This is a genomic window from Aestuariibacter sp. A3R04, assembly GCF_018860805.1.
Classification (GTDB): Bacteria; Pseudomonadota; Gammaproteobacteria; order Enterobacterales; family Alteromonadaceae; genus Alteromonas.
The window spans coordinates 377,763-399,539 of record NZ_JAHKQR010000003.1; the positions used below are offsets into that span (position 1 = coordinate 377,763).

The window sequence follows — 21,777 nt, forward strand, 5'->3', positions numbered from 1 at the left end:
AGGTACAATAGTTAAAATACTGTTGTGATAATTAGTCTTTGGTTTTCGCGAACAAGGCGTCGAGCTTTTGTTCGTAGTCGTGATAGCCGAGGTAATCGTATAATTCCATGCGTGTTTGCATATCATCTACCACGGCCTTCTGATCGCCGTTTTCAAGAATAGACTGATAAACCCGTTCGGCAGCTTTATTCATGGCGCGAAAAGCACTTAACGGATAAAGCACCATAGCGGCACCCCATTCACCGAGTTGTTGTTTGTTCCACAGTTCGGTTTGGCCAAATTCGGTAATATTAGCCAGAATGGGTACATCCAAGGCCTCTGCAAATGCGCGGTAGTGGGCCTCGGTCTGAATCGCTTCCGCAAAAATGCCATCAGCCCCCGCTGCGACATATGCTTTGGCCCGGTCGATGGCTTTGTCCAGCCCCTCTTGAGCAAACGCGTCGGTGCGGGCCATGATAAAGAAATCCGGATCGGTTCTGGCATCGACCGCCGACTTGATCCGATCAACCATTTCTTCCGTGGATACAATCTCTTTGTTTGGCCGATGACCGCAGCGCTTTTGCGCTACTTGATCTTCCATATGAACAGCGGCTGCACCGGCTTTCTCCATATCTTTTACCGTTTTTGCGATATTAAATGCACCACCCCAACCAGTGTCGATATCTACTAAAAGGGGCAAATCACAGGCAGACGTAATGCGTTGAACATCCACCAGTACGTCATTTAATGAGGTCATACCTAAGTCGGGTAGTCCGTACGATGCGTTTGCCACACCGCCACCTGAAAGGTAGATAGCCTGATGGCCAATTTGCTTAGCCATCATTGCGGTGTAGGCGTTGATAGTGCCCACAATTTGCAATGGCTTATTGTCAGCTAAGGCCTGACGAAATTTGTTACCTGCACTGTGCATAATGCTCTCCTGTTAACGCAAAGGAACTTGCTGTAATTTGCGTTCAATACTGTTTTTTGAATACAAAATATGACGACGCATAAGTATTTCGGCCAGTTCCCCGTCGCGATTGGCAATGGCCCTCACTATGTGGCGGTGCTCATCATAAGCTGTGGTGACCCGCGGGCCCGCCATACCAAATTGTACCCGGTACATACGTACCAGGTGATAAAGCCCATCGATGAGTACGGCAATAAGGTGGTTGTTTTTACTGCCCTGGACGATGCGGTAGTGAAAATCTACATCGCCGGCTTCCTGATAATAAGATTCGCCGTTTTTGACTTCGTCGAAATGATCGTTTAGTAGAGTTTGCAGCGCGTTTATTTCAGTTTCTGACATGTGCTGAGCGGCGAGGCGAGCGGCCATGCCTTCCAGTGCTTCACGAACCTGATAAAGCTCAACTAGCCCCTCCGGTGTTAACACGACTACCCGAGCACCCACGTTGGCTTTTCTCTCTACCAGGTGGCAGGCTGTCAGACGATTGATAGCCTCGCGAATGATGGCACGGCTGACATCATATTTTGTCGACAATTCTGTTTCACTGAGTTTCGATCCGGCAGGGATAACACCTTCAACGATGTCACTGCGAAGCTGCACATAAGTGCGGTCTGCATTAGTTACCAGGGTTTCAGCAACGATACTCATGAGTCTCAGAGTTTCCAATGAAATAATAGACTGTCGACAATGTAGGGGGTATTTCTGGCTCTGTCAATAAAATAAGGCATTATTGTCGACAATGTGGAGGTGCTACAACAGATAAATGGAGTCAGACTCGCCCTCAGTGTGTGTCTCAACAGGGGAGTGTTGATTCATAAGACATTGGTCTTAGTTCCCAGTTGCCATGGATAGGCGCGGTATGGAAAACGCTGAGATCAAAATGGTTGAAATCGGTTAGGCCAGTTGTTATTTTGTAAGGCCAATTTTGATGGTTCTTAAATATCGATATGAAAAATTTGAAAGTGTTTGTGTTAGTGGGCGCGCTGTCTATTTCTTTGTTGACCCACAGCAGTGACAGTAACGCTATGCCAGATAATACAAAGTGGGTCGATCCCTTTATTGGTACGCAAGGCGATAGCGGACAGTTGTCTCCTGCGGCGACAGTACCATTTGGTATGGTGCAGATGGGACCAGAAACGGGATATCCGGCACATTCGGGATATGATTACACGTCACAAACACTGATCGGGTTTTCGCACACAAGAACAATGGGAGTGGGTTGCAGGGGAGCGGGCGGGTCATTGCTTATGCGCGCAGACTATGCAACGGGCGAGTCCGGGCTCGAGTCTTTCCTTGCGCCCGTTTCCTATAATAAGTCCTCTGAGTCGGCTGCGCCTGGCCAATACAGTGTAAAATATGGTTCGCCCACTATTGATGCATCTATGTCTGTCACGCCGTCAACCGGCATACAGCGCTACCGATTCACGCGCAAAGGCGAGATATTGCTGAGTATTGACACTGGCTACGCGCATCATGAGCGTGGCGAGGGAAGCTATACAATTAGAAGTGATCGCCAGATCACAGGCTTTGTGTCCGGTCCCACTGTGTGTAAAGCAGGACGATTTGCTTTTCATTTCAGTATGACACTGTCGTCGGCGCCAAAAACAATTACGGAAATCGATAAACATCGCCTTACATTGCATTTCGATGTGGATGCGGGCAGCGAAATTGTTGTGCACACCGGTATATCATCTGTCAGCGCAGAACAGGCAGAGCAAGCACGACGTCACGATTTGCCTGATATGTCCTTTGATCACGCCGTTGAAACAGCGCACAAAACCTGGCGAGATGCGCTTGGAAAGTTTTCCTTGCAGGGGAGTACACAAGACAAGACATTGTTTTTTACCCACCTTTATCACTTGTATCTTTCGCCCGCCAACCTGACTAACAGCATCCGGACGTATCGAGCGTCGGATGGCCAGGTTTACGTGCAAGATCAAGGGGATTACTATTTTGGTTGGTCTGTATGGGATAACTTTAGAACGCAATTGCCACTGCTAACTATTCTAGAGCCGCAGGTAATGGGAGAAGTCACTCGTTCACTTGCTCAATTGTATTCGCAGGGAAAGCAGAATTGGGCGACAGAGCAAGCACCATTGCCCACCGTGAGAACTGAACATTCAGGTGTGGTGATCTTGGATGCTTGGAAAAAAGGAATACGTACAGTTGATGTACCGGCCTTGTTACCACACCTTATTAATGAGGTGGAGAGCTCTGAACGGAACACACCTGATCAAATATTAGAGGGCGCTTATGATGACTGGGCGATATCAGAGTTTGCCGATATAGTAGGGAAGCCTGAGCTAGCAAAACGCTTTCGTCTTAAAGCACGAGAATACCGCGCTATGTGGGCATCTAAAATGCTAAACATCAACGACAAGTTTGACGTTATGCATGGGGATGGGTTGTATGAAGGCACGCTGTGGCAATATCGTTGGTTCGTGCCTTATGACGTGCAGTGGGTAATAAACACGCTTGGCGGTGAAGCGGTATTTAACGATCAATTGAGTTACTTTTTTGACAACCATTTATTCAACATGGGGAACCAACCCGATATCCAAACGCCTTTCATGTTTACGTTTTCCGGTCAGCCGTGGAAAACTCAGGAAGTGATATTTGATTTACTTCACACCAACTATCCACATTGGTACGGCACCCATGAAAAGCATTCACAGCCACAAGCGCGTCGCGCTTTTACTGCATCGCCTGACGGTATGATCTTTGAGATGGACAACGATGCTGGAACAATGTCCGGTTGGTATGTGTTTGTAGCAATGGGACTTTACCCAGCTTTGCCTGGAGAACCGGTTTATTCATTGCACACGCCACAATTGCGCAATATCCAAATAGAGCTTGGGAATGGAAATGTGGTAGAAATCAGCACAAACCGGGACCCCAAACAATACAAGTACATTGACTCTGTGTCTTTAAACGGCGAAACACTAAACAGAGCCTGGATCCATCACTCCGAACTCATTGAAGGCGCAAAATTGCATTTTACACTAACTGATCAGCCCAATATGACCTGGGGTAAAAACACCCCATTTGTGACTGCGTTGGATAAATAGTAGTTCAATTGTTATTTCAATAGCGAGAACAGTTATATACGCCGCATTTTTCGCTTTATTAAAATGGTCTCTCCGGCATTGGCAGGCAGTGTGAAACTGTCCGCTAGTGTCAAGAGGCTGATACCGGCAATGATGTAGAAAGTGATGGAGAAATCCATAATTACTGGTTCGCCACTTTGGGAGCCGGTAATTACAGTCGCAAGGGCTAAAGCGAGCGCGCCGATGGTAATACCAAGCCCGCGAGTCATTTGCATGATCACGGCACTTAATGTGTTGGCGTCTCTAACTTTATCTTGCGGAATATCGGCGAAAGCGATGGTGTTTAGCACTGTAAGATGCATAGAGCGGTTGATACCGCTGATAAACAGCGTCAGCGCCATTAGCCAGGTAGGCGTGTGTTGGCTGAACTGACCAATGGCAATAAACCCAGCAGCAACCAGCAAGGTGTTGACAACGATTACCCGTTTAAACCCTGCAGCGTTCATGATCCAAGTAGTGGCGGGTTTGATGGCCAGGTTACCGGCAAACAGCCATAAAAGTACGCTGCCTGCTTCAACAGGAGTAAACCCCAATGCTAACTGTAGCATAAGAGGCACCAGAAAAGGTGCGCTGGACAAGGCGATACGCATGGCTGAACCACCCAATATAGTAAGACGAAATGTTCTAATTGCCATGGCTTTTAGTGAAAATAAGGGCATTGGGACAACGGCCATATGTCTGAAGGTGGCAATTAACAGGCCTAAGCCACTTAGCAGTAAAACAGTTGGCAGCGCCAGGTTGTCGGGGCGAGTGCTGAAGGTTTCGAGTCCGGCCATAAACAGACCAAAGCCGACCCCACTCATAATGAATCCTGGGATATCAAAGCGCTGCGGCTCTGATTTGTGGTTGTCTAACAAATACTGTCCAATACACAATGCCATACATCCCAGTGGTACGTTAATTAGAAAAATCCAGTGCCAACTGAAGGTTTGCGCCACCCAGCCGCCAAACACCGGGCCGATGAGAGGCGCAGCTAATGCTGGCCAGGTTAACATTGCCATTCCCTTAACAATTTCTTCTTTGGGCAGGCTGCGAAGCACGACTAAGCGACCCACCGGTACCATCATGGCACCGCCAAGCCCTTGCAGTACCCGAGATGCTGTGAAGGTATAAATATCGCTGCTGATGGCACAACATACCGATGCAGCAACGAAAATGCATATTGCGGTGGAAAAAATGGTTTTAGCGCCAAAGCGGTCAGCCGCCCAGCCGCTGATGGGAATAAAAACGGTAACGGCCACCAGATACGCTGAAATACCCACGGAGAGGTGTGAGGCTGCAACTCCGAAGTCTTTAGCAATTATAGGTAATGCCGTGGTGATGACTGTTGCGTCGAGAATTTCCATGAATAGTGTGGCTGCAACCAGCAGCGTGGTAGCGGTTCTGCGAGAAAGTGCTAGCATAGTGTCCAGAAATAAAGAAAAAAGAGAGGTACCGGAATGAGCCCCTGCACATTCAGGATTTCGATGTCAGAAAGTAAGTATAACAGACAGTGGTTGTCTATCAGAACAAGTGTATCTCTTTTAGGTTGCTCACAGCCCCAGGCAATATGAAGGGTACCAGAGGCCCTTCCCGTACTGAGCGCCGCGGAAATTTCACCTCGTCTATGCAGATAATCTCAACGGGTTTCACATGATCTCAAATGCGCGAATTACCCGTGTAACACCATTGATATTTCTGGCAACATCAACCGCGTAAGTACCTTCTTGATTTGTCACTCTACCCATTAAAAAAACTTCGCTATTTTGCACAATGACTTTTACTTGTAGTGATGGAATGCGTTCGTCGGCTACCAGTTTTGTTTTTACTTTAGATGCCAGCCAGATATCTTTTGCCTGAGCTGAGGCGTCGATTGGCATGCCAATGCGGATTTGATTATGTACTTTCTGCACGTATTCCACTGACTTCACCGCTGCGATAGCTTCATCAATTAAAACCTGGCTGGGCGCTTGCCCGGTGACCAGCGCAACACCGTTGTAAATATCGATTTGAAGGTTTGCGCTTTTTTTCAATGATTCATTTTTTGACCAACGGTACGCTACCTGGCCTTCCGCAGTTTGGTCGTCAAGTTGTGTTCCCACGGTACGCCTGTCGTTCGCTACTTTGGCCGTGATCGCGCCAGCAGCGCCAACGGCAAGTAATGCACAGCCCTGGGTATGTACAAGCACTATTGCCATAATCGAAGCAATTAGCGCTCTGCGTTTGCTAATTATCATTATTGTTCATCTCCGTGATCTGCCGGGAAAAGACAATCATCAATACATTCGCATAAATTGTGAATAACAAGTAGATGAACTTCCTGAATTCGCGCTGTACGGTTTGATGGCACTCTGATCTCCACGTCGTGTTCACTAAGAAAACCGGCCATTTCACCGCCGTCTTTACCGGTAAGGGCTACAATTGTCATGTCACGTGAAAGTGCAGCTTCAACGGCTGCAATGATATTTCTGGAGTGTCCACTGCTACTAATGGCCAAAAGGATGTCGCCCTGTTGGCCTAACGCCCGGACTTGTTTGGCGAATACTTCGTCGAAACTTGCGTCGTTGGCAACCGACGTCAGCGTGGAAGTATCAGTTGTCAGGGCGATGGCGGGCAGGCTGGGGCGGTCGCGCTCGAATCGATTAAGCATTTCAGAGGAGAAGCGCTGAGCATCAGCGGCAGAGCCGCCGTTTCCGCAACTGAGAATTTTGTTCCCTCTGATAAGTGCATCTACCATCATAAATGCAGCTTTTTCAATGGCCTCTGGCAGTATTTCGATGGCAGAAATTTTTGTTTGAATACTCTCAGTGAAATTTTCTTTAATTTTATCAATCATTTTCTACACATTGGTTACTGGCTGACTACACGTTTTTCAGCCATTGAAGCTTATCTCCATCTAATGCTATCACATCTATTCGCATATGCGTGTGCAATGGATTCAACCCCTTTGACAATATGAAATGTTCAAAGGTGCGGCGAACCTTATTTAACTTAGCCGGCGTAACAAAATCAACGGCAGAACCATAAGCGTTGTCTTCACGGTATTTAACTTCGACGCATACCCAGGTAGAGTTCTCTATCATGACCAAGTCAAGCTCGCCGGTTTTGGCTGTGTAGTTCGCGCAGTGGAATGTGAGCCCGTTTTCTTGCAGGAAGTTTTTTGCTCTGACTTCAGCTTTTGCTCCCCGCTCTCGGGTGGTGGCCATTTTACTCACCTGAAGCTAGCGTTTCTTGCTTGGACTCCGGCAGTGCCACCAATCTTACCCTTTGGTTGTCGATAATTGCCTGGGGCAACAGACGTTCAACCTGTCCCTCGCTGTTTATCTGCAACCTGCCAGTTAACGCATCTATACTGGTTTGCGGCAGGGTTGACATAACAGGGACGTACGGCAACAGGTGATAAGCGTCTGCGCCAAAAGCAAACAAACGGGACATTTGCGTATCCCGTTGTGGCCACAACATTGACGCCGTAGCCTGCAACGCCTTCCATTTGTGCTCCGGCATCATCCAGGGCATATCTAAAAAGTGTACATTCTGCAAATCCCGCCACTGGTTTTTGGTATCGTCGTATTCGATGGAACGCGATGTGGCAAACACTGGAACTGTCTTTCCGTTAAACGGGCTGAGGCTGGCTTCTACCATGGGGTTGAGTAGTTCCGTTTGAGACGGTGAAGCAAATACGATAATGGCATCGACATCACGACGGTTTCTGGGCACATTGTAGAGTTGCTCGTTTACCATGTACTCGATTTGACGGATTCTGTCGTGGCTCTGAGCAACATCCAGTGCTTCGGTAATGCCTTTGCGAAGGCTGGTGCTATCGGTAAAGCTCACTTCGGTGAGTGCTGCGTTTGTATTTCGCTTGGCCTCGGCATTAAGCGTTTGCCACTGGGTGGTAAAAGCGTCCCGCATACGTTGATTTATGTTGTTTTGCGCAGAAACCACGACGGGGGTTTTGAAGCCGCGGGCAAAAATCGTGTTGGCCAATTGCCTGGCTTCATCTTCTGGGGCGAGGGCAAAATAAGCGCGAAAAGATGAAACCTTTGTGGTGTCAGAGACAGGATCGATTGGCGACGCAGGTATTGTCTGTTCGTCCTGTTGATGTGCAACGTCGCCACCTGCCGAAGGCAAGGCAGGATCTAAGCGGTTTAGTGCTAACATGGTTGTACCCGGTGGTACGCGGCCAGCCAAACTTTCTACATTCTCTTTGAGTAACGGCCCGATCACCCAACGATAACCTCTTATAGCCTCTAGCAGTTCATCAGGCGTTTTACCCACGGTATCCACAAAGTGAAACGCTACAGGCTCTTCTGAGGCAGGGCGCTCGGCGCTGGATGCGAAGTAAGAGGAAAGCATGCCTTCTTTAATGGCCATTCCGCTGGCGGCGAGTTTACCGCTTAAGGGAAGTAAGGCAACGATCGCTCGTGGCTTTTCGCCACTGAGACTGGCTGCTCTCTTTATGTTTTCGGGTAAGTGCGTTGCGATGGCCTCGCCGCGGTATACCTGTGTAAACTGCGCAACAGCCTGACGATAGGCGACGTTGTCCAGGCCATGTTGTTGAGCAATGTCAAATAAAGCGACATAGGGGCGAAGCGCAGGGTACTGGTGCCGGACCTGTTGTCTGGCGCTTGGCGATGCCTGATTTATCCATTGCCAAATTTGGGCTTCCCGCTTGGCTGAAGGCGGGGCGCTGGCCAGTAAGGCGTTTGCCGCAGCCATCCATGCGTGTTTTCTCTCGTACAGCGTTTGTCGCAACTGCAACTGAGTTTGCCGCAGAGATTGCTCTGTTGAAAGTTCCGTCAGTAGGGCGAGCAAGGCATCTGTGTCAGCGGTGTCATCATCTTTGTAGAGTTGAACGAGTATGGTATTCAACTGAATACGGTGTGCGTCAGATAAAGGCTCGCTTTTCAACAAATTGAGCAGATGCTGGGCCTTTGTGAACTTTTTTTCACCCATAAAAGCCAATGCGGCATCGAGTAGATAACTGTGCTTGGCTTGAGCGTCACCGTTTTTTTCCCAGGCGTTTTTTGCCAGGGCAATAAGAGACTGAGGCGTGAGGTATTCATCCGGTTTCTCTTTTTCCACGGGTTGGTTTACCGGGAGGCGGCTTTGTGTTGGCTTGGGCGTGCTGCCACAGCCGGCAACCGCTAAAGTAATAGCAAGTAATGAAACCTGACCGAAATGTTTGGTACGTAAGGTGAAATCCACTAAAAAGCCCTTCTTTTGACACACCGGCTCAGTGTAACGAAAACATCAGGAAAATCTATGGTTGCCGCGATAAACTGTACCTCCGACTTGCTACTATTTACATTTATTCGTTTTCGTTTTTCTTCGTTCGGGTTGTATTATTGACACCTATATAAAGAACCGCGTATAGCGATAACGCCTACCACAAAGAGTGAGAATTATGTCTGAAACTGCGACCTTGTACATTGTGCCTACGCCGATAGGAAATCTTGAAGACATCTCGCCACGGGCACTGGAAACACTGCAAAACGCAAATTGGATTGCAGCAGAAGATACCCGTCATACACATCGATTACTGCAACATTTCTCAATTTCTACCCGCACGCTATCTTTGCATGAGCACAACGAAGACAAACGGACAGCCATGCTTTGTCAGCGTTTGAAAAGCGGAGAGACGGTGGCTTTGGTCAGTGACGCCGGAACGCCTCTTATCAGCGATCCGGGTTTCGTGCTGGTGAGAAAGTGTCGGGAAGAAGGCATTCCCGTGGTGGCCCTGCCGGGTCCTTGTGCAGCTATTACAGCCTTGAGCGCATCGGGTTTGCCTACCGATAAGTTCATTTTCGAAGGTTTTTTGCCCCCCAAAACCGGGCCGCGTAAACAAGTGCTTGAATGTCTCACAGAACGCCCTTTTACCACGGTGTTTTACGAAGCGCCGCGACGGGTGCTGGAAACCGTGTCGGACATCTGCCAGACGCTAGGAGAGTCGCGGCGCATTGTATTGGCAAAAGAGCTGACGAAAACCTTTGAAACCTACAAAGATGGTGCTGCCATTGATGTTAAACACTGGTTAGAAGCCGATGCGGTACGTCAAAAAGGTGAATTTGTGCTAATGGTAGGTGGAGCCGAAATAACGCCCTCTGAATTATCTCCGGAAGCACTTGCTTTGCTGGCAAAGCTGATGCCTTTGTTACCGCTGAAAAAAGCCGCGGCTGTGGTGGCTGAACACTACAACCTCAAAAAGAATGCTTTGTACCAGGCGGGGTTGGACATGGAGTTATAGAAACAAGCGATCGAAGTGGCAGCACAATCGTAGTGAGTAGCAAGACAATATGAAGGAGAAAAGATGATTGAGAAAACACTATCTATCGAAATAGCTCACGGGCGTTGGATGCTTGATGTGATTGCAGAGCATGATGATGACGGTGTATTTGACCTTGTTTACCCCAATAAGGATGCAGTCATTAAGGTTAATGAGGACCATATGTACGGACTGGAATACAATATCAGCGCGCCCGAAGGCACAGATTTTAAAATATTCCTCGACGGTGAGCTAATTTTAGACGGAAAGGTTGATAAAACCGGTATTAGTCGGGGCAGCAGTATTATTTAATGCATCTAACGTGATGCGCTCGCGGTCGAGTACCTGGCTGTTAAGCCGACTATGTAAGGCACAATTGCGAATCAGCAATCAGCAATCAGCAATCAGCACTTTAGCGGCCAGTTTGTCTTTTTGTTCGAGGGGGTAATGCCGGAGCCAGAAAGCTGGCATTAGTCGCGCACCGACAAGAAATTGAGCCGTCCCCCTTTAGTACAGATCTCAGAAACTTCGTTAAAGGCATCAAGGTCAGCCGACGTAATAAAAACCATGGTTAACCCGATACACAGGTTAACTCAGTTTGAAGTGACTGGCACTCGTGTTTAACGCATCAGATAAACGCGCCAGTCGCGCTGCTGCTTCTTCCACATTGGCGTTAGTGGCGGCAATATTTTTGCCCAAGGCATTAAACTGATTCACTTGTGTTTTGGTTTCGCTTTGTGTTTGTTGTGCCCGTTCGGTGAGACTGGCGACGGTTTCACTCATACTGACCAGCGACAACATACTCTGTCTGCCATTTTCCAGTGTACTCACCAGCGTATTCACTAACTCGACAGAGTGATTTGCTTGCGCCCGGTTACTAGTCATGGTGGTTACCGCACTTTGAATAGCCACCACTATACTTTCAAGCATGGCATTTATTTCGACCGTTGACTGGTGGGTTCTGCCTGCAAGGGTCCTGACTTCGTCGGCCACAACCGCGAACCCTCTGCCAGATTCACCTGCTCGAGCGGCTTCAATGGCGGCATTTAGCGCCAATAGATTGGTTTGGTCGGAAATGTCTGCAATGGTTTTAACCACACCGGATACATTTTGTCCTTGGGCCTTTAACGTGTCTAATATTTCAGTGGTGTGTTGTATTTCACCGGAAAGTGCTGAGATGGCATCTGCGGTTTGCTGAACCTGCCGTTGCCCCTCATTGACTTTATCGGCACTGGATCTCGCTGATTCTGCAGCGGTTCTCGAATGATCCAGACTTTCACTCATGTCATTAGAAAGGGAATCCATTTTTGAAACCAATTGATTGATTTCCGATCCAATTTCTTTCACCGATGCGCCAGATTTTCCGGTTGCGTTACTCAGGACATCTGTGGCTACGTTAATTTCGTCGACCGCACCCTGTACATTTGTCATTCCCTTGTGAAAAACATCGAGTAAGGCAGTGATACTTGCCCGCATGGTTTCAAGTTCGCTTATTTTGTATGCAGAGAAGGAAGCAACTAAATTGCGGGATTCGGCTACATCACTGAGTTTACCTGCCAAATTAACCATCGGATCTGCAATTTGCACACGGGACAAATACCAGCCAAACAGAGCAACGGTTGTCAATACTGCTATCAGGGCAAAGATAAGCATTTGGTTGCTGTCCAGTTGTCCTTGCATCATTGATGCGCGCGCTTGTGCTGCCCGGGCCACGGATTGTCTTTTTTCTAAAATCACAGATTGAAATTCTTCAGCGCTGGTGGTAATTGTTTGCAGGTTTTCACGGGCGTCATCCCAACTAATGCGGTTGGCTGTCATGGTGACATACAAGTTGTCAATGACATCATACAAGCGCGTGTACTGTTCTTCGATGGAATCGCTGCCTTTGATTCGCGTAATACGGTTTTGAATCCGAGTATTAATCAGCTGTTTCTGTTCTGCAAAGTCACTGGGGGAGAGCGTGGTACCGTACAAAGAATAGCTGATAAGCACCAGTTCTTTGGCGTCACGCTGAACATTGTCGATGTCGTCCAGCGCTGGCAGCGTATCGGTGACATATGCATCAACCTGTTCAGCAATGGTTTGATTATTTATCGTCAGAACGGTTGCGACAATTAAGGTGACTAACAGCACGCACGCGTACCCGATGAATATTCTCGCTTTTATTGTTTTCAGCATTCTAGATTACCTGGTGTGTGGTGTTAGAAACAGGACAACATACCCGCGTAACGTCATGGTTACGAAGTATAGACCGTTTATTGGGGTTTATTCTTTCACCGGCAAAATAACGGTATATCAGATTGAAATAGCAAAAAATGACCGTGGGAAGCCGTAAAAAAACGACTCTACTGAGCCGTTTTCCCGATGCGTTAGGACAGCTTGGACTTAAAGTCCTGGTAGCTAAACTGACGTATTAGTTCGAATTGATCATTCGCACGTAAGATCCCAATGCCGGGATGTTCAACGCCGTTGAAAAACGTCGTTTTCACCATGGTATAATGCATCATATCTTCAAACTGCAAACGATCACCAATGCGCAGTGGCTTATCGAACGAATAGGTGTCGATAACATCGCCGGCAAGACAAGAATTTCCACCGAGCTTATAGTTGTGAGCTTTCTCGTCGGGCAGGCCTGCATTTAAAATGGCAGGACGATAGGGCATTTCAAGCACATCGGGCATGTGTGCGGTGGCAGAAATATCAAGAATGGCTATCTTGCCATCGTTTTCCACAATATCCACCACCTCAGCCAGTAATGGGCCAGTTTGCCATGCCACAGCGGAACCCGGTTCTAAGATTACATCCAGATGAGGGTATCGCGCTTTAAAGCGCTTCAACGTCGCTATCAAATGTTCAACATCATAACCATCCCGGGTCATCAGGTGACCGCCGCCGAGGTTCAGCCATTTGAGTGACGGCAACCATTTTGCAAAGCGCTCTTCGATGGAGTTGAGGGTGCGCTCAGTAGCATAGGAGTCACACTCACATAAATTGTGACAGTGAAACCCTTCAATGCCTGACAGGTCGACACCTTCTAACTGTGAAGCCCGTATTCCCAACCGGGAGCCAGGTGCAGCAGGATCATACAGAGGCGTTTCTGCTTCCTGGTGTTCGGGATTAATCCGCAGTCCTGTAGAGATCCCTGCCAATGCGCTGCGATGTGTATGCCACTGGCTGATGCTATTGAATGAAATATGGTTGACCAGATTTTTCAGTTCAGCAATGTCAGACTGTTTATACGCCGGTGAGTACGCATGCACTTCCTTGCCCATTTCTGACGCCAGTTTTGCTTCCCATACCGAGCTCGCCGTTGCACCGTGCAAATACGGTTTTATGATGTCGAAGCTCGACCACATGGAAAAACCTTTTAACGCCAGTATAATACGCACGCCGGATTCATCCTGAACCCGTTTCATAAGAGTAACATTGCGAATTAGCTTTTCCTCTTCCAACACATAGCAAGGCGAGGGGATATCATTTCGCTGTGTTAAATCCGTCAACCTGATGCTCTCCAATTAGCGTTTAAACGGGCTTTCTTTGCACTCAATAACGTGCCATGGCAAACCGTGAATATTCAATTCATCCATAAATGGGTCGGGGTCAAATTGCTCCATATTCCACACGCCAGGCGCTTTCCACTTACCCTGCAACATCATCATGGCGCCGATCATTGCCGGTACACCTGTTGTGTAAGACACGGCTTGTGCACCCACTTCTTCATTACATTTTGCATGGTCGCAGTTGTTGTAGATGAAGATAGTTTTTTCTTCGCCATCTTTGATACCGGTAATGTAAGTGCCGATACAAGTCTGCCCGGTATAACCTTCAGCCAGAGACCCCGGATTAGGTAGCACAGCTTTTAAAAACTCAAGAGGGACTATTTTTTGCCCTTGAAATTCCACTGGCTGAATGCTGGTCATGCCGATACCTTCCAATACGCGGAGGTGGTTGAGGTACGCGTCGCCAAATGTCATCCAGAAACGGGCGCGTTTCAGGGTCGGGAAGTGCTTAACAATGGATTCCAACTCTTCGTGGAACATCAGATATGACGCGCGGACGCCGATGTTTTGATAGTCGAGATCTTCTCGCACGCTCAGCGGATCCGTTTCTTTCCACTCACCGGCTTCCCAGAAACGACCCCGTTGGGTAATTTCGCGAATATTGATCTCGGGATTGAAGTTAGTCGCAAACGCCTGACCGTGGTCGCCGCCATTACAGTCAACTATATCCAGGTAGTGAATTTCATCGAAATAGTGCTTGGCCGCATAGGCAGTGTACACATTGGTTACGCCCGGATCGAAACCAGAGCCCAACAGGGCCATGATCCCCGCGTCTTTAAATTTGTCCTGATACGCCCACTGCCAACTGTACTCGAATTTTGCTTCGTCTTTTGGCTCGTAGTTTGCCGTATCGAGGTAATCGGTTTTAGTCGCCAGACAGGCATCCATAATGGGTAAATCCTGATAGGGCAATGCCAGATTAATCACGAGATCGGGGTTGACCTTGTTGATCAGTGTTTCTACTTCAGCTGCGTTATCAGCATCAACGGCAAAGACACCTTTAACGCGGTCTGCACCCACTTCATTTTGCAGTGCTTCACATTTAGAAACGGTTCTGCTTGCCAGGTAAATTTCGTCGAAATACTCTGGTAAACGGGCACATTTTTTCACTGTTACAGCGGCAACTCCGCCAGCACCAATAATTAAAACGCGAGACATAGTTTTTGTTTCCCGGGACGTTAGATAAATTTGCGCTGAATGCTAGCAGACATCAACTTTTTGGCAAGCAAAGTTGAGTCAGATAAAGCAATTTTTCAGCCTGGAATCGGCGGAGATACCACAATTTTCTTCCCCACCCGGAAGTAGGGGTACAGTAGTATAGTTTCTTCGCCGTTTGGACTGGTTGCATTGATGGCAATGGCATTGAGCTGCTTCTGTCTGTCAGTGGTAACGGTGGCGGCGTAAACTAATACGCTGTAGCTTTCTGTACCTGTAGTGGTGTCGATAATCCGCCACTGGAGTTGCTCAATAAGATAGCTTTCGTTTTGTCCGTGACTGCGATCTTCTGCAAACAGACAACCGATACGCCCGTCTTCATATATTGCTGCAAAGGGATAGATTGCGTTGCAATGAGGAAGTAGCATTTCACATAATGACAGAGACCGGTTTACCAGTAGTTGAAGCGGTTCGGGCACACTGAGCGATTTATGTATCACGCTTTCTCTCCGATATTATCAGTCATTGACGTTACTATATCACTTGTAACGCGCCATAACTTTACTTGGATCACACTTGCCTGAGGCCCTGAAGACCACCGGTGTGTATGACAAGTATTCTACTGTTTCTGGCGAAGTGACCGCGGGCCAACAAGGTTTTTAGCGCTAAAAATACCTTCCCGGAATAAACAGGCTCTACAGGTACATGGTACTCGTTTGTCATCTCGTCACATAGATTTTGTAGTGCTGTGTTTGTCTTTGCGTAACCACCACACTGATAATCATGGTTAATATACCAATTGTTTTCAGCTGTAGGTAGTCCGACAAAAGTCTTAACTAAGGATTCAAGGTATCCCTGCCCTTTGAGGACAGCAATGCCTGTTGCGCTCTGTTGCGGTGTAATTGCGATGGCTAGCCCGGCTAACGTGGCTCCACTTGCAACAGGTACTAAAAAATGGTTGAAGTGCGTACTCGATTCCTCCTCTACCAGTTCAGCCATACCCTTGAGGGCGGCGCGTTGACTACCACCTTCAGGAATAATGTATGCCGCTGCAAAACGAGTGCGCAATGCGGTCAGATAATCGGTGTCATTGCGTCGTTTATAGGTGAGTTTATTTACGTATTCAACGTTGGTGTTCCAATGGTGTAAATCTTTCAGCATGGGGGTGAGGGAGTGAGAGTAATCGCCTCTGACAATCGCGGTAAATTGCAATCCCAGTTTGTGACACAGATAACCACAGGCGTGAAGATGATTGGAATAGCCCCCGCCAAAACTCACTATATGTTTTGTGTCATTAGGCATGGTATCGAGTGCATATTTTAATTTGCGCCACTTGTTTCCGGAAATAATCGGATGAATCAAATCGTCTCGCTTTATAAAAAGGCTCACTTGGTCGGCACCTTGCCAGGACGGCGTGAATGGTTCGATTGGAGAGGGGAGACGAACGGCTAGTTTGCTGGCGGCAAAATCGGAAAACAACACGGTATCACTCTCGGGAAATAACGATAATCGCGCGGGCTGAACATTAACTCGGTGTCATGTTTGATCAACCAGACAAGGGCGCGGGTAAAAATACTATTAACCATTTTACAGAGTTTTTATGCGTAACTGCAGCCTGTTTCGTCAATTTGTGCTTTGTTGTAGCGTGATTTGCTCCTCAGTGATGGCTGAGGTTAAAACTGAAATGTTTCCGGAGCTACCTTTTGCACTTACTGAAGCGCATCTGGTGGGAGAGAGTCAGTTTACATATTTCTTTTGGGATGTTTACGATGCCAGCCTGTACGCAAGTCAGGGAAAGTGGAACCCTGATGCGCCTTTTGCCCTGAAACTTACTTACGCCAGAAACTTCAAAGGAGATAACATAGCAAGCCGATCTGTCAAAGAAATGCGATCGCAAAACCCGGCAGATACGGACACGCTTGCCCGATGGCAGAGTGAAATGACGCGGCTCTTTCCCGATGTGAAAGACGGCGACCAATTGATAGGCATTGCGGATGGCATGCAGCACAGTGTTTTTTACTTCAACAGTAAAAAATTGGGTGAAATTAACGACGTCGCGTTTACGCAAGCCTTTTTTAATATCTGGCTTGGCGAGAAAACCTCGCAACCTGACATGCGCAAGAGTTTACTGGGAGAGTTAAAATGAAATTACTCATTTATGTGGCATTGTTCTGCGGGGCACTGGTGTTCCTTCCAGGCTGCGCTGGCGGAATAGATGGCGCCCTTTACAGACAGCAGCAACCCGTCTTCAACTTGTATGACTTTTTCGACGGCCCAGTCAAAGCCTGGGGAATTGTTCAGAACCGTTCCGGGGAGGTAGTACAGCGTTTTACAGTAGACATCGAGGGGAAACAAAAGGGGAGTCAACTTGAGCTGAATGAGTCGTTTAATTATCAACTCGGAGACGGGCCAGCTTCCAGAATATGGACTATATCCCGGGTTGAAGACACCATTTTTCGCGGGGATGCGGGTGATATTTTAGGCTCGGCAACAGGGCAAAGCTACGGGAATGCTTTTAATTTTCAGTACAAAATGGATTTACCCGTAGATGACACAACTTACGAAGTAACCTTTGACGATTGGTTTTTTGCTTTAGGAGCCGACACTATGATGAATCGTTCTTACATCAAAAAGTTCGGTATTGTGATGGCAGAAGTTACAATTTTTATGCAAAAACAGCAGGATACAGTTTTATAGTGCGCGTTTTTTGTGTTCGCGATACGGTAAGCTGATGACAACGCCAAATCCACTTTCCTCGCACAGCGGGTTGTCGATAAACCACAGTTGCCCGTAGTGGATTGACGCTACTGCCTTCACCATAGATAAGCCGAGTCCATTTCCCGGTGACGTTCGGCTTTGTTCTGCGCGGTAGAAACGTCGACCTAGGTCGTTAAATTCGCTGGTGGGTAAACCATGACCAGAATCATAAACACCAATGATAATCCGGGCGCCTACGGTTTTCAGCACAACCTCTATCCGACAATGCCCCACGGCGTATTTTAAGCTGTTGTCCATCAGGTTACTCAATGCCTGAAAAAGCAAGTGGGGGTCACCCTCGATGTAGACAGGTTCAATATGTGCGGTTAGCGTGATTTCCCGATCTTCTACTAAAGGGTCATACAGGTCGACAACATCTGTCACCACGTGATGCAGCGCTACTTCAATGAAGCCTGCACGCTGTCGTTCACTTTCTACATCGGCAATGCGCAGCAGGGAGTTAAAAATAGCCAGTAAGTTATCGGCCTCATTTAGTGCCTGACCCCTCAATTCACCTTCGGGTAATTTCTCAAGTTTACTGCGCAACCGCGATAGGGGGGTCCTTAGATCGTGGGCGATGTTGTCAGAGACCTGTTTGATATTTTTTACTGAACTTTCAATTTTTTCCAAGGTTTTGTTAAACACAATGGCTAGCTTGCTAAGATCGTCCCAACTGCTGTCAATTTCCATTCTGGCACTGAGATCACCCGTGTCCATAATATCACTGGCGGTACGAGACATGCGGTTTATGCGGTTTACTACATAAATGGCCACGCCGAAACTCAGCGCAGCGATCATGGCGAGCATGACGACGAATACCCAACCCAGCGCGCGACCGATTTTCTGTGTGCTGTACAAATCGTCCACATTGCGGACGAGAATGACCTGGTGCGTGCCCAGTATTACTCGGTCTAGCAGGACACTACTAAAAGTCTGGCGGTCACCCCCCGAACTCTCTTTAACCATTAAATTCTTAAGTGGGAGAGACAGTACCACCGGGAAGGTTTTATCAGGAAATGTGGGAGGGACAATAAGGTTGCCTGCAACAAGGTTATTTTTTCCGTCTAAAAGTGCGATAAAGGTGTTATTGCCTTGCTGAAGAATCCGGTTTTGTATAGCGGATGTTACCGCAATAATACCCTGTTGCCGGTACAATTCTTCAACTACAAAGCGCTCTGCAGACAGAGCGGCTTTAGCCTCGTTAATAAGTTTGTCGTCGTCAGCCAGCGACCAAAAGTAGAAAACGAATAAAATTCCCGCTGAGGACAGCGTTGTAAAAAGGGCGCCAACCCTAAAACTGGAACTTCGGGTGAACGCACCTATTGCAATCAAATGCCTGTCTCTGATATGCGGTACCCGGTTCCGCGAACGGTTTCGATTAGCGGAATATTAAAGGTTTTGTCCACTTTTTGCCGCAACCGGCTTATGTGCACGTCTATGAGGTTGGTTTGCGGGTCGAAATGATAGTTCCAAACCCGCTCAAGCAACATGCTGCGGGTTACCACTTTACCGCGGTTTCGCAGTAGACATTCCAGCAACTGGAATTCTTTGGCCTGCAAATTAATTTCAGAATCACCTCGGGTCACTTTGCGCCGCAGCAAATCGAGTGTCAGGTCGCCAACTGAAAGCTCGGTTTCTTTTGCCTCCGGTGTGGCGCGTCCCGTCATTCCTTCGGCACGGGCGAGGAGTTCTTCAATGGCAAAGGGTTTGGTGAGGTAATCATTGGCACCGCTGCGCAATCCGCGAACTTTATCATCAACCTGGCTTTTAGCACTCAGCAACAGCACTGGCAGTGCAGGTTTTGCGGTACGGAGTTGTTCTAGCACCGAAAACCCATCCAATGCTGGCAACATAATGTCCAAAATCACCAAATCAAATGTTTCGTCAAGTGCACAGTTTAACCCGCTTTGACCGTCGCTTTGATGAAAGCACTGGTGCCCTGCTGACGCCAATCCGGCTTGAATGTGTTCTGCAACGGTTAGATCATCTTCTACTATTAATGCTTTCATAGGTCTGGTTTTACCTTATTGCTGGTTTTTTACAGCCTTCACGGTTACGTGTTTACACATTACTAATACTGGGAAATTGCCTGCTTTCGATCACATAGCCACGGCAAATTGTCGTTTGTTACACAACTTTAATTTTCATCGGTTCGGGCAAAACGCATTGCAGGGTTGTAGGGAGTGAAATTTTGGATCTCCCCACTGGCAGTAATCGCCTGAACAGAGCGCCAGTATTCCGGCCTCATCAAGTCACCGTGTAATGCTTTGAGTATATCCTTGAATTGTTTTTTTCCTAAAATAAAGTGCTCAAATTGTTCTGGGAATACATCGTCTGGCGCTACCGAGAGTGTGTCGAGGGCATAGGGGTCGTCGGATCGCGGAAGGGAACGGAAATTTCTGTCCTTCATCAGACATATTTCATCGTAATCGTAAAAGATAACCCTGCCATGGCGAGTAATACCGAAGTTTTTATGCAGCATGTCACCCGGAAAAATATTCGCCAGTGCGATCTGTTTAATACACAGGCCAAGCTCATCAATGGCGTTTTTGATCTTTTCTTCGTCTTTTTCCTGTTGGAGATACACGTTGAGTGGTGTCATTTTTCGCTCAATGTACAAGTGATGAATGATCAGCGTTTCATTGGTAATTGTCAGGCTGGATCCACAACTGGCTTTGAGTTCTGCTAATAGCGACGGCGCGATGCGAGCCAGGGGAATGTGAAAGTTCACATATTCGTGAGTATCAGCCATACGGCCAACACGGTCTGACAGTTTTACTAATTTGTAGCAGGCTTTGACATGGTCCCTAGTAATTTTTTTACTCTCGGCAAATTCGTCCCTTATAATTTTAAATACCACGCCGTATGAGGGGAGGTGGAACACCATCATAACCAATCCTTTGGTGCCGGGCGCGCGTTCAAACTCATCGGTACTGTTGTCTAGGTGTTGCAAAAAATTTCTGTAGAAAACGGTTTTGCCGTGTTTGTGATGGCCCAGCGACATATACAGTTCAAAGTGCTTTTTGTTGGGCAGTAGTTCTTGAAGGAAGGCGGCTATTTCAGCGGGATGTTGGGTATCGACCATGAAGTAACTGCGGGCAAAGCCGAAAATGACTGATAAATCCTGAGGATCGGTCAGCAGCGCATCAACATAAATTTCCTGTATTTCATTAGTGTGTATTGAAATAACAAAGGGCAGCGTTTCATCTGGCATACAGATGCGGCCGATAAGGTACGCCGACTTACCGCGGTAAAAAACAGGTTTGAGCAATTCTGCACAACAAACGCTGGCCAATTGTTGAGTGTTTAGGCGTCGGCGCAATGCAGCTTCCAGATTTGCCATGTCTCGGGATTTGTTTTCAAATGGCTGTTTGAAGCGATAAATTTGAAAAATGGTTTCGTACATTTGTGCCACTGTGGTGGTGGTGTCAAAGCTGTTGATCACTTTTTCTCTGTCACGGCCTGCCAAAAAGCAACGGCTGGGAAGTAAAAACATGATGTTATCGTCGAAAGTAGTGTGTCGGAACACGCGGCCGATAATGGAATTGTAAAAAGTTTCAGCCAGTTCAAACTGAGGGTGTTGTTGGAGAAGCAGAGTAAAAGCGTCTTTTACCTCACGCCAAAACTCAGGATCGCGCAGGTTAATATGACATTGCTGATAGATATCCGAGACGGCCTCAGAGACGCATTTTTCATAGATGTGGATCCGGGATTGTGAGGCCGTCTGGGTAGCTTGCCACTCACCGTTTTCGAATCGCGCTTTGGCGCCTCGGGTAATGCGGGTGAACCAACGGTAACTTTTATCAAAGTGCGTGAGAATTTGAAATGCGATTTTTTTCGCTAAATCGGTGTTGGTCATGCTGTTACCCGGCAAATGTATCCCAGTAACAATAGCACAACCAATGTGGGTCGAGGGTTATTCCCGTGAATGTTCTGTATTGCCTGTGCTCATAAACGGGTCTCTACGGTCAGTGGGTATTCACATGCATAGTAACTAAATCACATTCC

The 21,777-nt window shown here is 47.6% G+C and carries 20 protein-coding genes; 5 read left to right on the plus strand and 15 right to left on the minus strand.

What is annotated here, in order from left to right; genetic code table 11:
* Positions 1 to 31 precede the first annotated feature (31 nt).
* Positions 32 to 910, minus strand: coding sequence for a methylisocitrate lyase (gene prpB, locus KO518_RS06430; protein ID WP_216025002.1), 879 nt, complete (start codon positions 908 to 910; stop codon positions 32 to 34).
* 12 nt (positions 911 to 922) lie between these two features.
* Positions 923 to 1,594 (minus strand): GntR family transcriptional regulator, encoded by a 672-nt coding sequence (locus KO518_RS06435; RefSeq protein WP_216025003.1) that lies wholly within the window; start codon positions 1,592 to 1,594, stop codon positions 923 to 925.
* A gap of 299 nt (positions 1,595 to 1,893) precedes the next feature.
* Between KO518_RS06435 and KO518_RS06440 the strand changes: the two genes are divergently transcribed.
* Positions 1,894 to 4,014, plus strand: coding sequence for a glycoside hydrolase domain-containing protein (locus KO518_RS06440; protein ID WP_216025004.1), 2,121 nt, complete (start codon positions 1,894 to 1,896; stop codon positions 4,012 to 4,014).
* 32 nt (positions 4,015 to 4,046) lie between these two features.
* On the opposite strand, the gene KO518_RS06445 is transcribed toward KO518_RS06440, so the two are convergent.
* The 5 genes from KO518_RS06445 to KO518_RS06465 form a co-directional block, all read right to left on the minus strand.
* Positions 4,047 to 5,456, minus strand: a complete 1,410-nt coding sequence (locus tag KO518_RS06445) for an MFS transporter (protein WP_252736003.1) — start codon at positions 5,454 to 5,456, stop codon at positions 4,047 to 4,049.
* Between the two features lie 225 nt (positions 5,457 to 5,681).
* Positions 5,682 to 6,269 carry a BON domain-containing protein gene (locus tag KO518_RS06450; protein ID WP_216025005.1) on the minus strand — a complete coding sequence of 196 codons (588 nt, stop codon included), beginning with the start codon at positions 6,267 to 6,269 and terminating at the stop codon, positions 5,682 to 5,684.
* Positions 6,269 to 6,868, minus strand: a complete 600-nt coding sequence (locus KO518_RS06455; RefSeq protein WP_216025006.1) for a phosphoheptose isomerase — start codon at positions 6,866 to 6,868, stop codon at positions 6,269 to 6,271. The genes KO518_RS06450 and KO518_RS06455 overlap by 1 nt, the downstream gene beginning before the upstream one ends.
* A 25-nt stretch (positions 6,869 to 6,893) precedes the next feature.
* A complete protein-coding gene (locus KO518_RS06460; RefSeq protein ID WP_216025007.1) occupies positions 6,894 to 7,238 on the minus strand; it encodes a YraN family protein in 345 nt (114 codons plus the stop codon).
* 1 nt (position 7,239) lies between these two features.
* A complete protein-coding gene (locus tag KO518_RS06465; protein ID WP_216025008.1) occupies positions 7,240 to 9,240 on the minus strand; it encodes a penicillin-binding protein activator in 2,001 nt (666 codons plus the stop codon).
* Between the two features lie 199 nt (positions 9,241 to 9,439).
* Here KO518_RS06465 and rsmI point away from each other — a divergent pair, with 199 nt between their 5' ends.
* The gene (rsmI, locus tag KO518_RS06470) at positions 9,440 to 10,279 is read left to right on the plus strand and encodes a 16S rRNA (cytidine(1402)-2'-O)-methyltransferase (protein ID WP_216025009.1); all 840 of its coding nucleotides are present in this window, start codon (positions 9,440 to 9,442) and stop codon (positions 10,277 to 10,279) included.
* Positions 10,280 to 10,342: 63 nt separating this feature from the next.
* Positions 10,343 to 10,609, plus strand: a complete 267-nt coding sequence (locus tag KO518_RS06475) for a hypothetical protein (protein WP_216025010.1) — start codon at positions 10,343 to 10,345, stop codon at positions 10,607 to 10,609.
* A 276-nt stretch (positions 10,610 to 10,885) separates the two neighbouring features.
* Here KO518_RS06475 and KO518_RS06480 read toward each other — a convergent pair whose 3' ends face one another.
* The 5 genes from KO518_RS06480 to KO518_RS06500 form a co-directional block, all read right to left on the minus strand.
* Entirely contained in the window at positions 10,886 to 12,475 is a 1,590-nt protein-coding gene (locus KO518_RS06480) for a methyl-accepting chemotaxis protein (protein WP_216025011.1), read from the minus strand.
* A gap of 191 nt (positions 12,476 to 12,666) precedes the next feature.
* Complete coding sequence (nspC, locus tag KO518_RS06485) at positions 12,667 to 13,797, minus strand: carboxynorspermidine decarboxylase (RefSeq protein ID WP_216025012.1); 1,131 nt, start codon at positions 13,795 to 13,797, stop codon at positions 12,667 to 12,669.
* A gap of 15 nt (positions 13,798 to 13,812) precedes the next feature.
* Positions 13,813 to 15,015, minus strand: coding sequence for a saccharopine dehydrogenase family protein (locus tag KO518_RS06490; RefSeq protein ID WP_216025013.1), 1,203 nt, complete (start codon positions 15,013 to 15,015; stop codon positions 13,813 to 13,815).
* Between the two features lie 95 nt (positions 15,016 to 15,110).
* Complete coding sequence (locus KO518_RS06495; RefSeq protein ID WP_216025014.1) at positions 15,111 to 15,512, minus strand: hypothetical protein; 402 nt, start codon at positions 15,510 to 15,512, stop codon at positions 15,111 to 15,113.
* A 70-nt stretch (positions 15,513 to 15,582) separates the two neighbouring features.
* Entirely contained in the window at positions 15,583 to 16,494 is a 912-nt protein-coding gene (locus KO518_RS06500) for a 1-aminocyclopropane-1-carboxylate deaminase/D-cysteine desulfhydrase (RefSeq protein ID WP_371742258.1), read from the minus strand.
* Between the two features lie 118 nt (positions 16,495 to 16,612).
* Here KO518_RS06500 and KO518_RS06505 point away from each other — a divergent pair, with 118 nt between their 5' ends.
* A complete protein-coding gene (locus tag KO518_RS06505; RefSeq protein WP_216025015.1) occupies positions 16,613 to 17,158 on the plus strand; it encodes a chalcone isomerase family protein in 546 nt (181 codons plus the stop codon).
* Complete coding sequence (locus tag KO518_RS06510) at positions 17,155 to 17,709, plus strand: DUF3833 domain-containing protein (RefSeq protein ID WP_216025016.1); 555 nt, start codon at positions 17,155 to 17,157, stop codon at positions 17,707 to 17,709. The genes KO518_RS06505 and KO518_RS06510 overlap by 4 nt, the downstream gene beginning before the upstream one ends.
* On the opposite strand, the gene KO518_RS06515 is transcribed toward KO518_RS06510, so the two are convergent.
* The 3 genes from KO518_RS06515 to aceK all read right to left on the minus strand — a co-directional run bounded on the left by KO518_RS06515 (position 17,704) and on the right by aceK (position 21,628).
* A complete protein-coding gene (locus KO518_RS06515) occupies positions 17,704 to 19,101 on the minus strand; it encodes a HAMP domain-containing sensor histidine kinase (protein WP_216025017.1) in 1,398 nt (465 codons plus the stop codon). The two genes, KO518_RS06510 and KO518_RS06515, sit on opposite strands and share 6 nt — an antisense overlap.
* The gene (locus tag KO518_RS06520; RefSeq protein WP_216025018.1) at positions 19,098 to 19,778 is read right to left on the minus strand and encodes a response regulator transcription factor; all 681 of its coding nucleotides are present in this window, start codon (positions 19,776 to 19,778) and stop codon (positions 19,098 to 19,100) included. Before KO518_RS06520 ends, KO518_RS06515 begins: the two co-directional genes overlap by 4 nt.
* A 128-nt stretch (positions 19,779 to 19,906) precedes the next feature.
* Positions 19,907 to 21,628 carry a bifunctional isocitrate dehydrogenase kinase/phosphatase gene (gene aceK, locus KO518_RS06525; protein ID WP_216025019.1) on the minus strand — a complete coding sequence of 574 codons (1,722 nt, stop codon included), beginning with the start codon at positions 21,626 to 21,628 and terminating at the stop codon, positions 19,907 to 19,909.
* Between the last annotated feature and the right edge of the window lie 149 nt (positions 21,629 to 21,777).

Coding starts and splice junctions, on each gene's coding strand:
- prpB (WP_216025002.1), bottom strand. CDS start 910: ATGCACAGTGCAGGTAACAAATTTCGTCAGGCCTTAGCTGACAATAAG.
- KO518_RS06435 (WP_216025003.1), bottom strand. CDS start 1,594: ATGAGTATCGTTGCTGAAACCCTGGTAACTAATGCAGACCGCACTTAT.
- KO518_RS06440 (WP_216025004.1), top strand. CDS start 1,894: ATGAAAAATTTGAAAGTGTTTGTGTTAGTGGGCGCGCTGTCTATTTCT.
- KO518_RS06445 (WP_252736003.1), bottom strand. CDS start 5,456: ATGCTAGCACTTTCTCGCAGAACCGCTACCACGCTGCTGGTTGCAGCC.
- KO518_RS06450 (WP_216025005.1), bottom strand. CDS start 6,269: ATGATAATTAGCAAACGCAGAGCGCTAATTGCTTCGATTATGGCAATA.
- KO518_RS06455 (WP_216025006.1), bottom strand. CDS start 6,868: ATGATTGATAAAATTAAAGAAAATTTCACTGAGAGTATTCAAACAAAA.
- KO518_RS06460 (WP_216025007.1), bottom strand. CDS start 7,238: ATGGCCACCACCCGAGAGCGGGGAGCAAAAGCTGAAGTCAGAGCAAAA.
- rsmI (WP_216025009.1), top strand. CDS start 9,440: ATGTCTGAAACTGCGACCTTGTACATTGTGCCTACGCCGATAGGAAAT.
- KO518_RS06475 (WP_216025010.1), top strand. CDS start 10,343: ATGATTGAGAAAACACTATCTATCGAAATAGCTCACGGGCGTTGGATG.
- KO518_RS06480 (WP_216025011.1), bottom strand. CDS start 12,475: ATGCTGAAAACAATAAAAGCGAGAATATTCATCGGGTACGCGTGCGTG.
- KO518_RS06490 (WP_216025013.1), bottom strand. CDS start 15,015: ATGTCTCGCGTTTTAATTATTGGTGCTGGCGGAGTTGCCGCTGTAACA.
- KO518_RS06505 (WP_216025015.1), top strand. CDS start 16,613: ATGCGTAACTGCAGCCTGTTTCGTCAATTTGTGCTTTGTTGTAGCGTG.
- KO518_RS06510 (WP_216025016.1), top strand. CDS start 17,155: ATGAAATTACTCATTTATGTGGCATTGTTCTGCGGGGCACTGGTGTTC.
- KO518_RS06520 (WP_216025018.1), bottom strand. CDS start 19,778: ATGAAAGCATTAATAGTAGAAGATGATCTAACCGTTGCAGAACACATT.
- aceK (WP_216025019.1), bottom strand. CDS start 21,628: ATGACCAACACCGATTTAGCGAAAAAAATCGCATTTCAAATTCTCACG.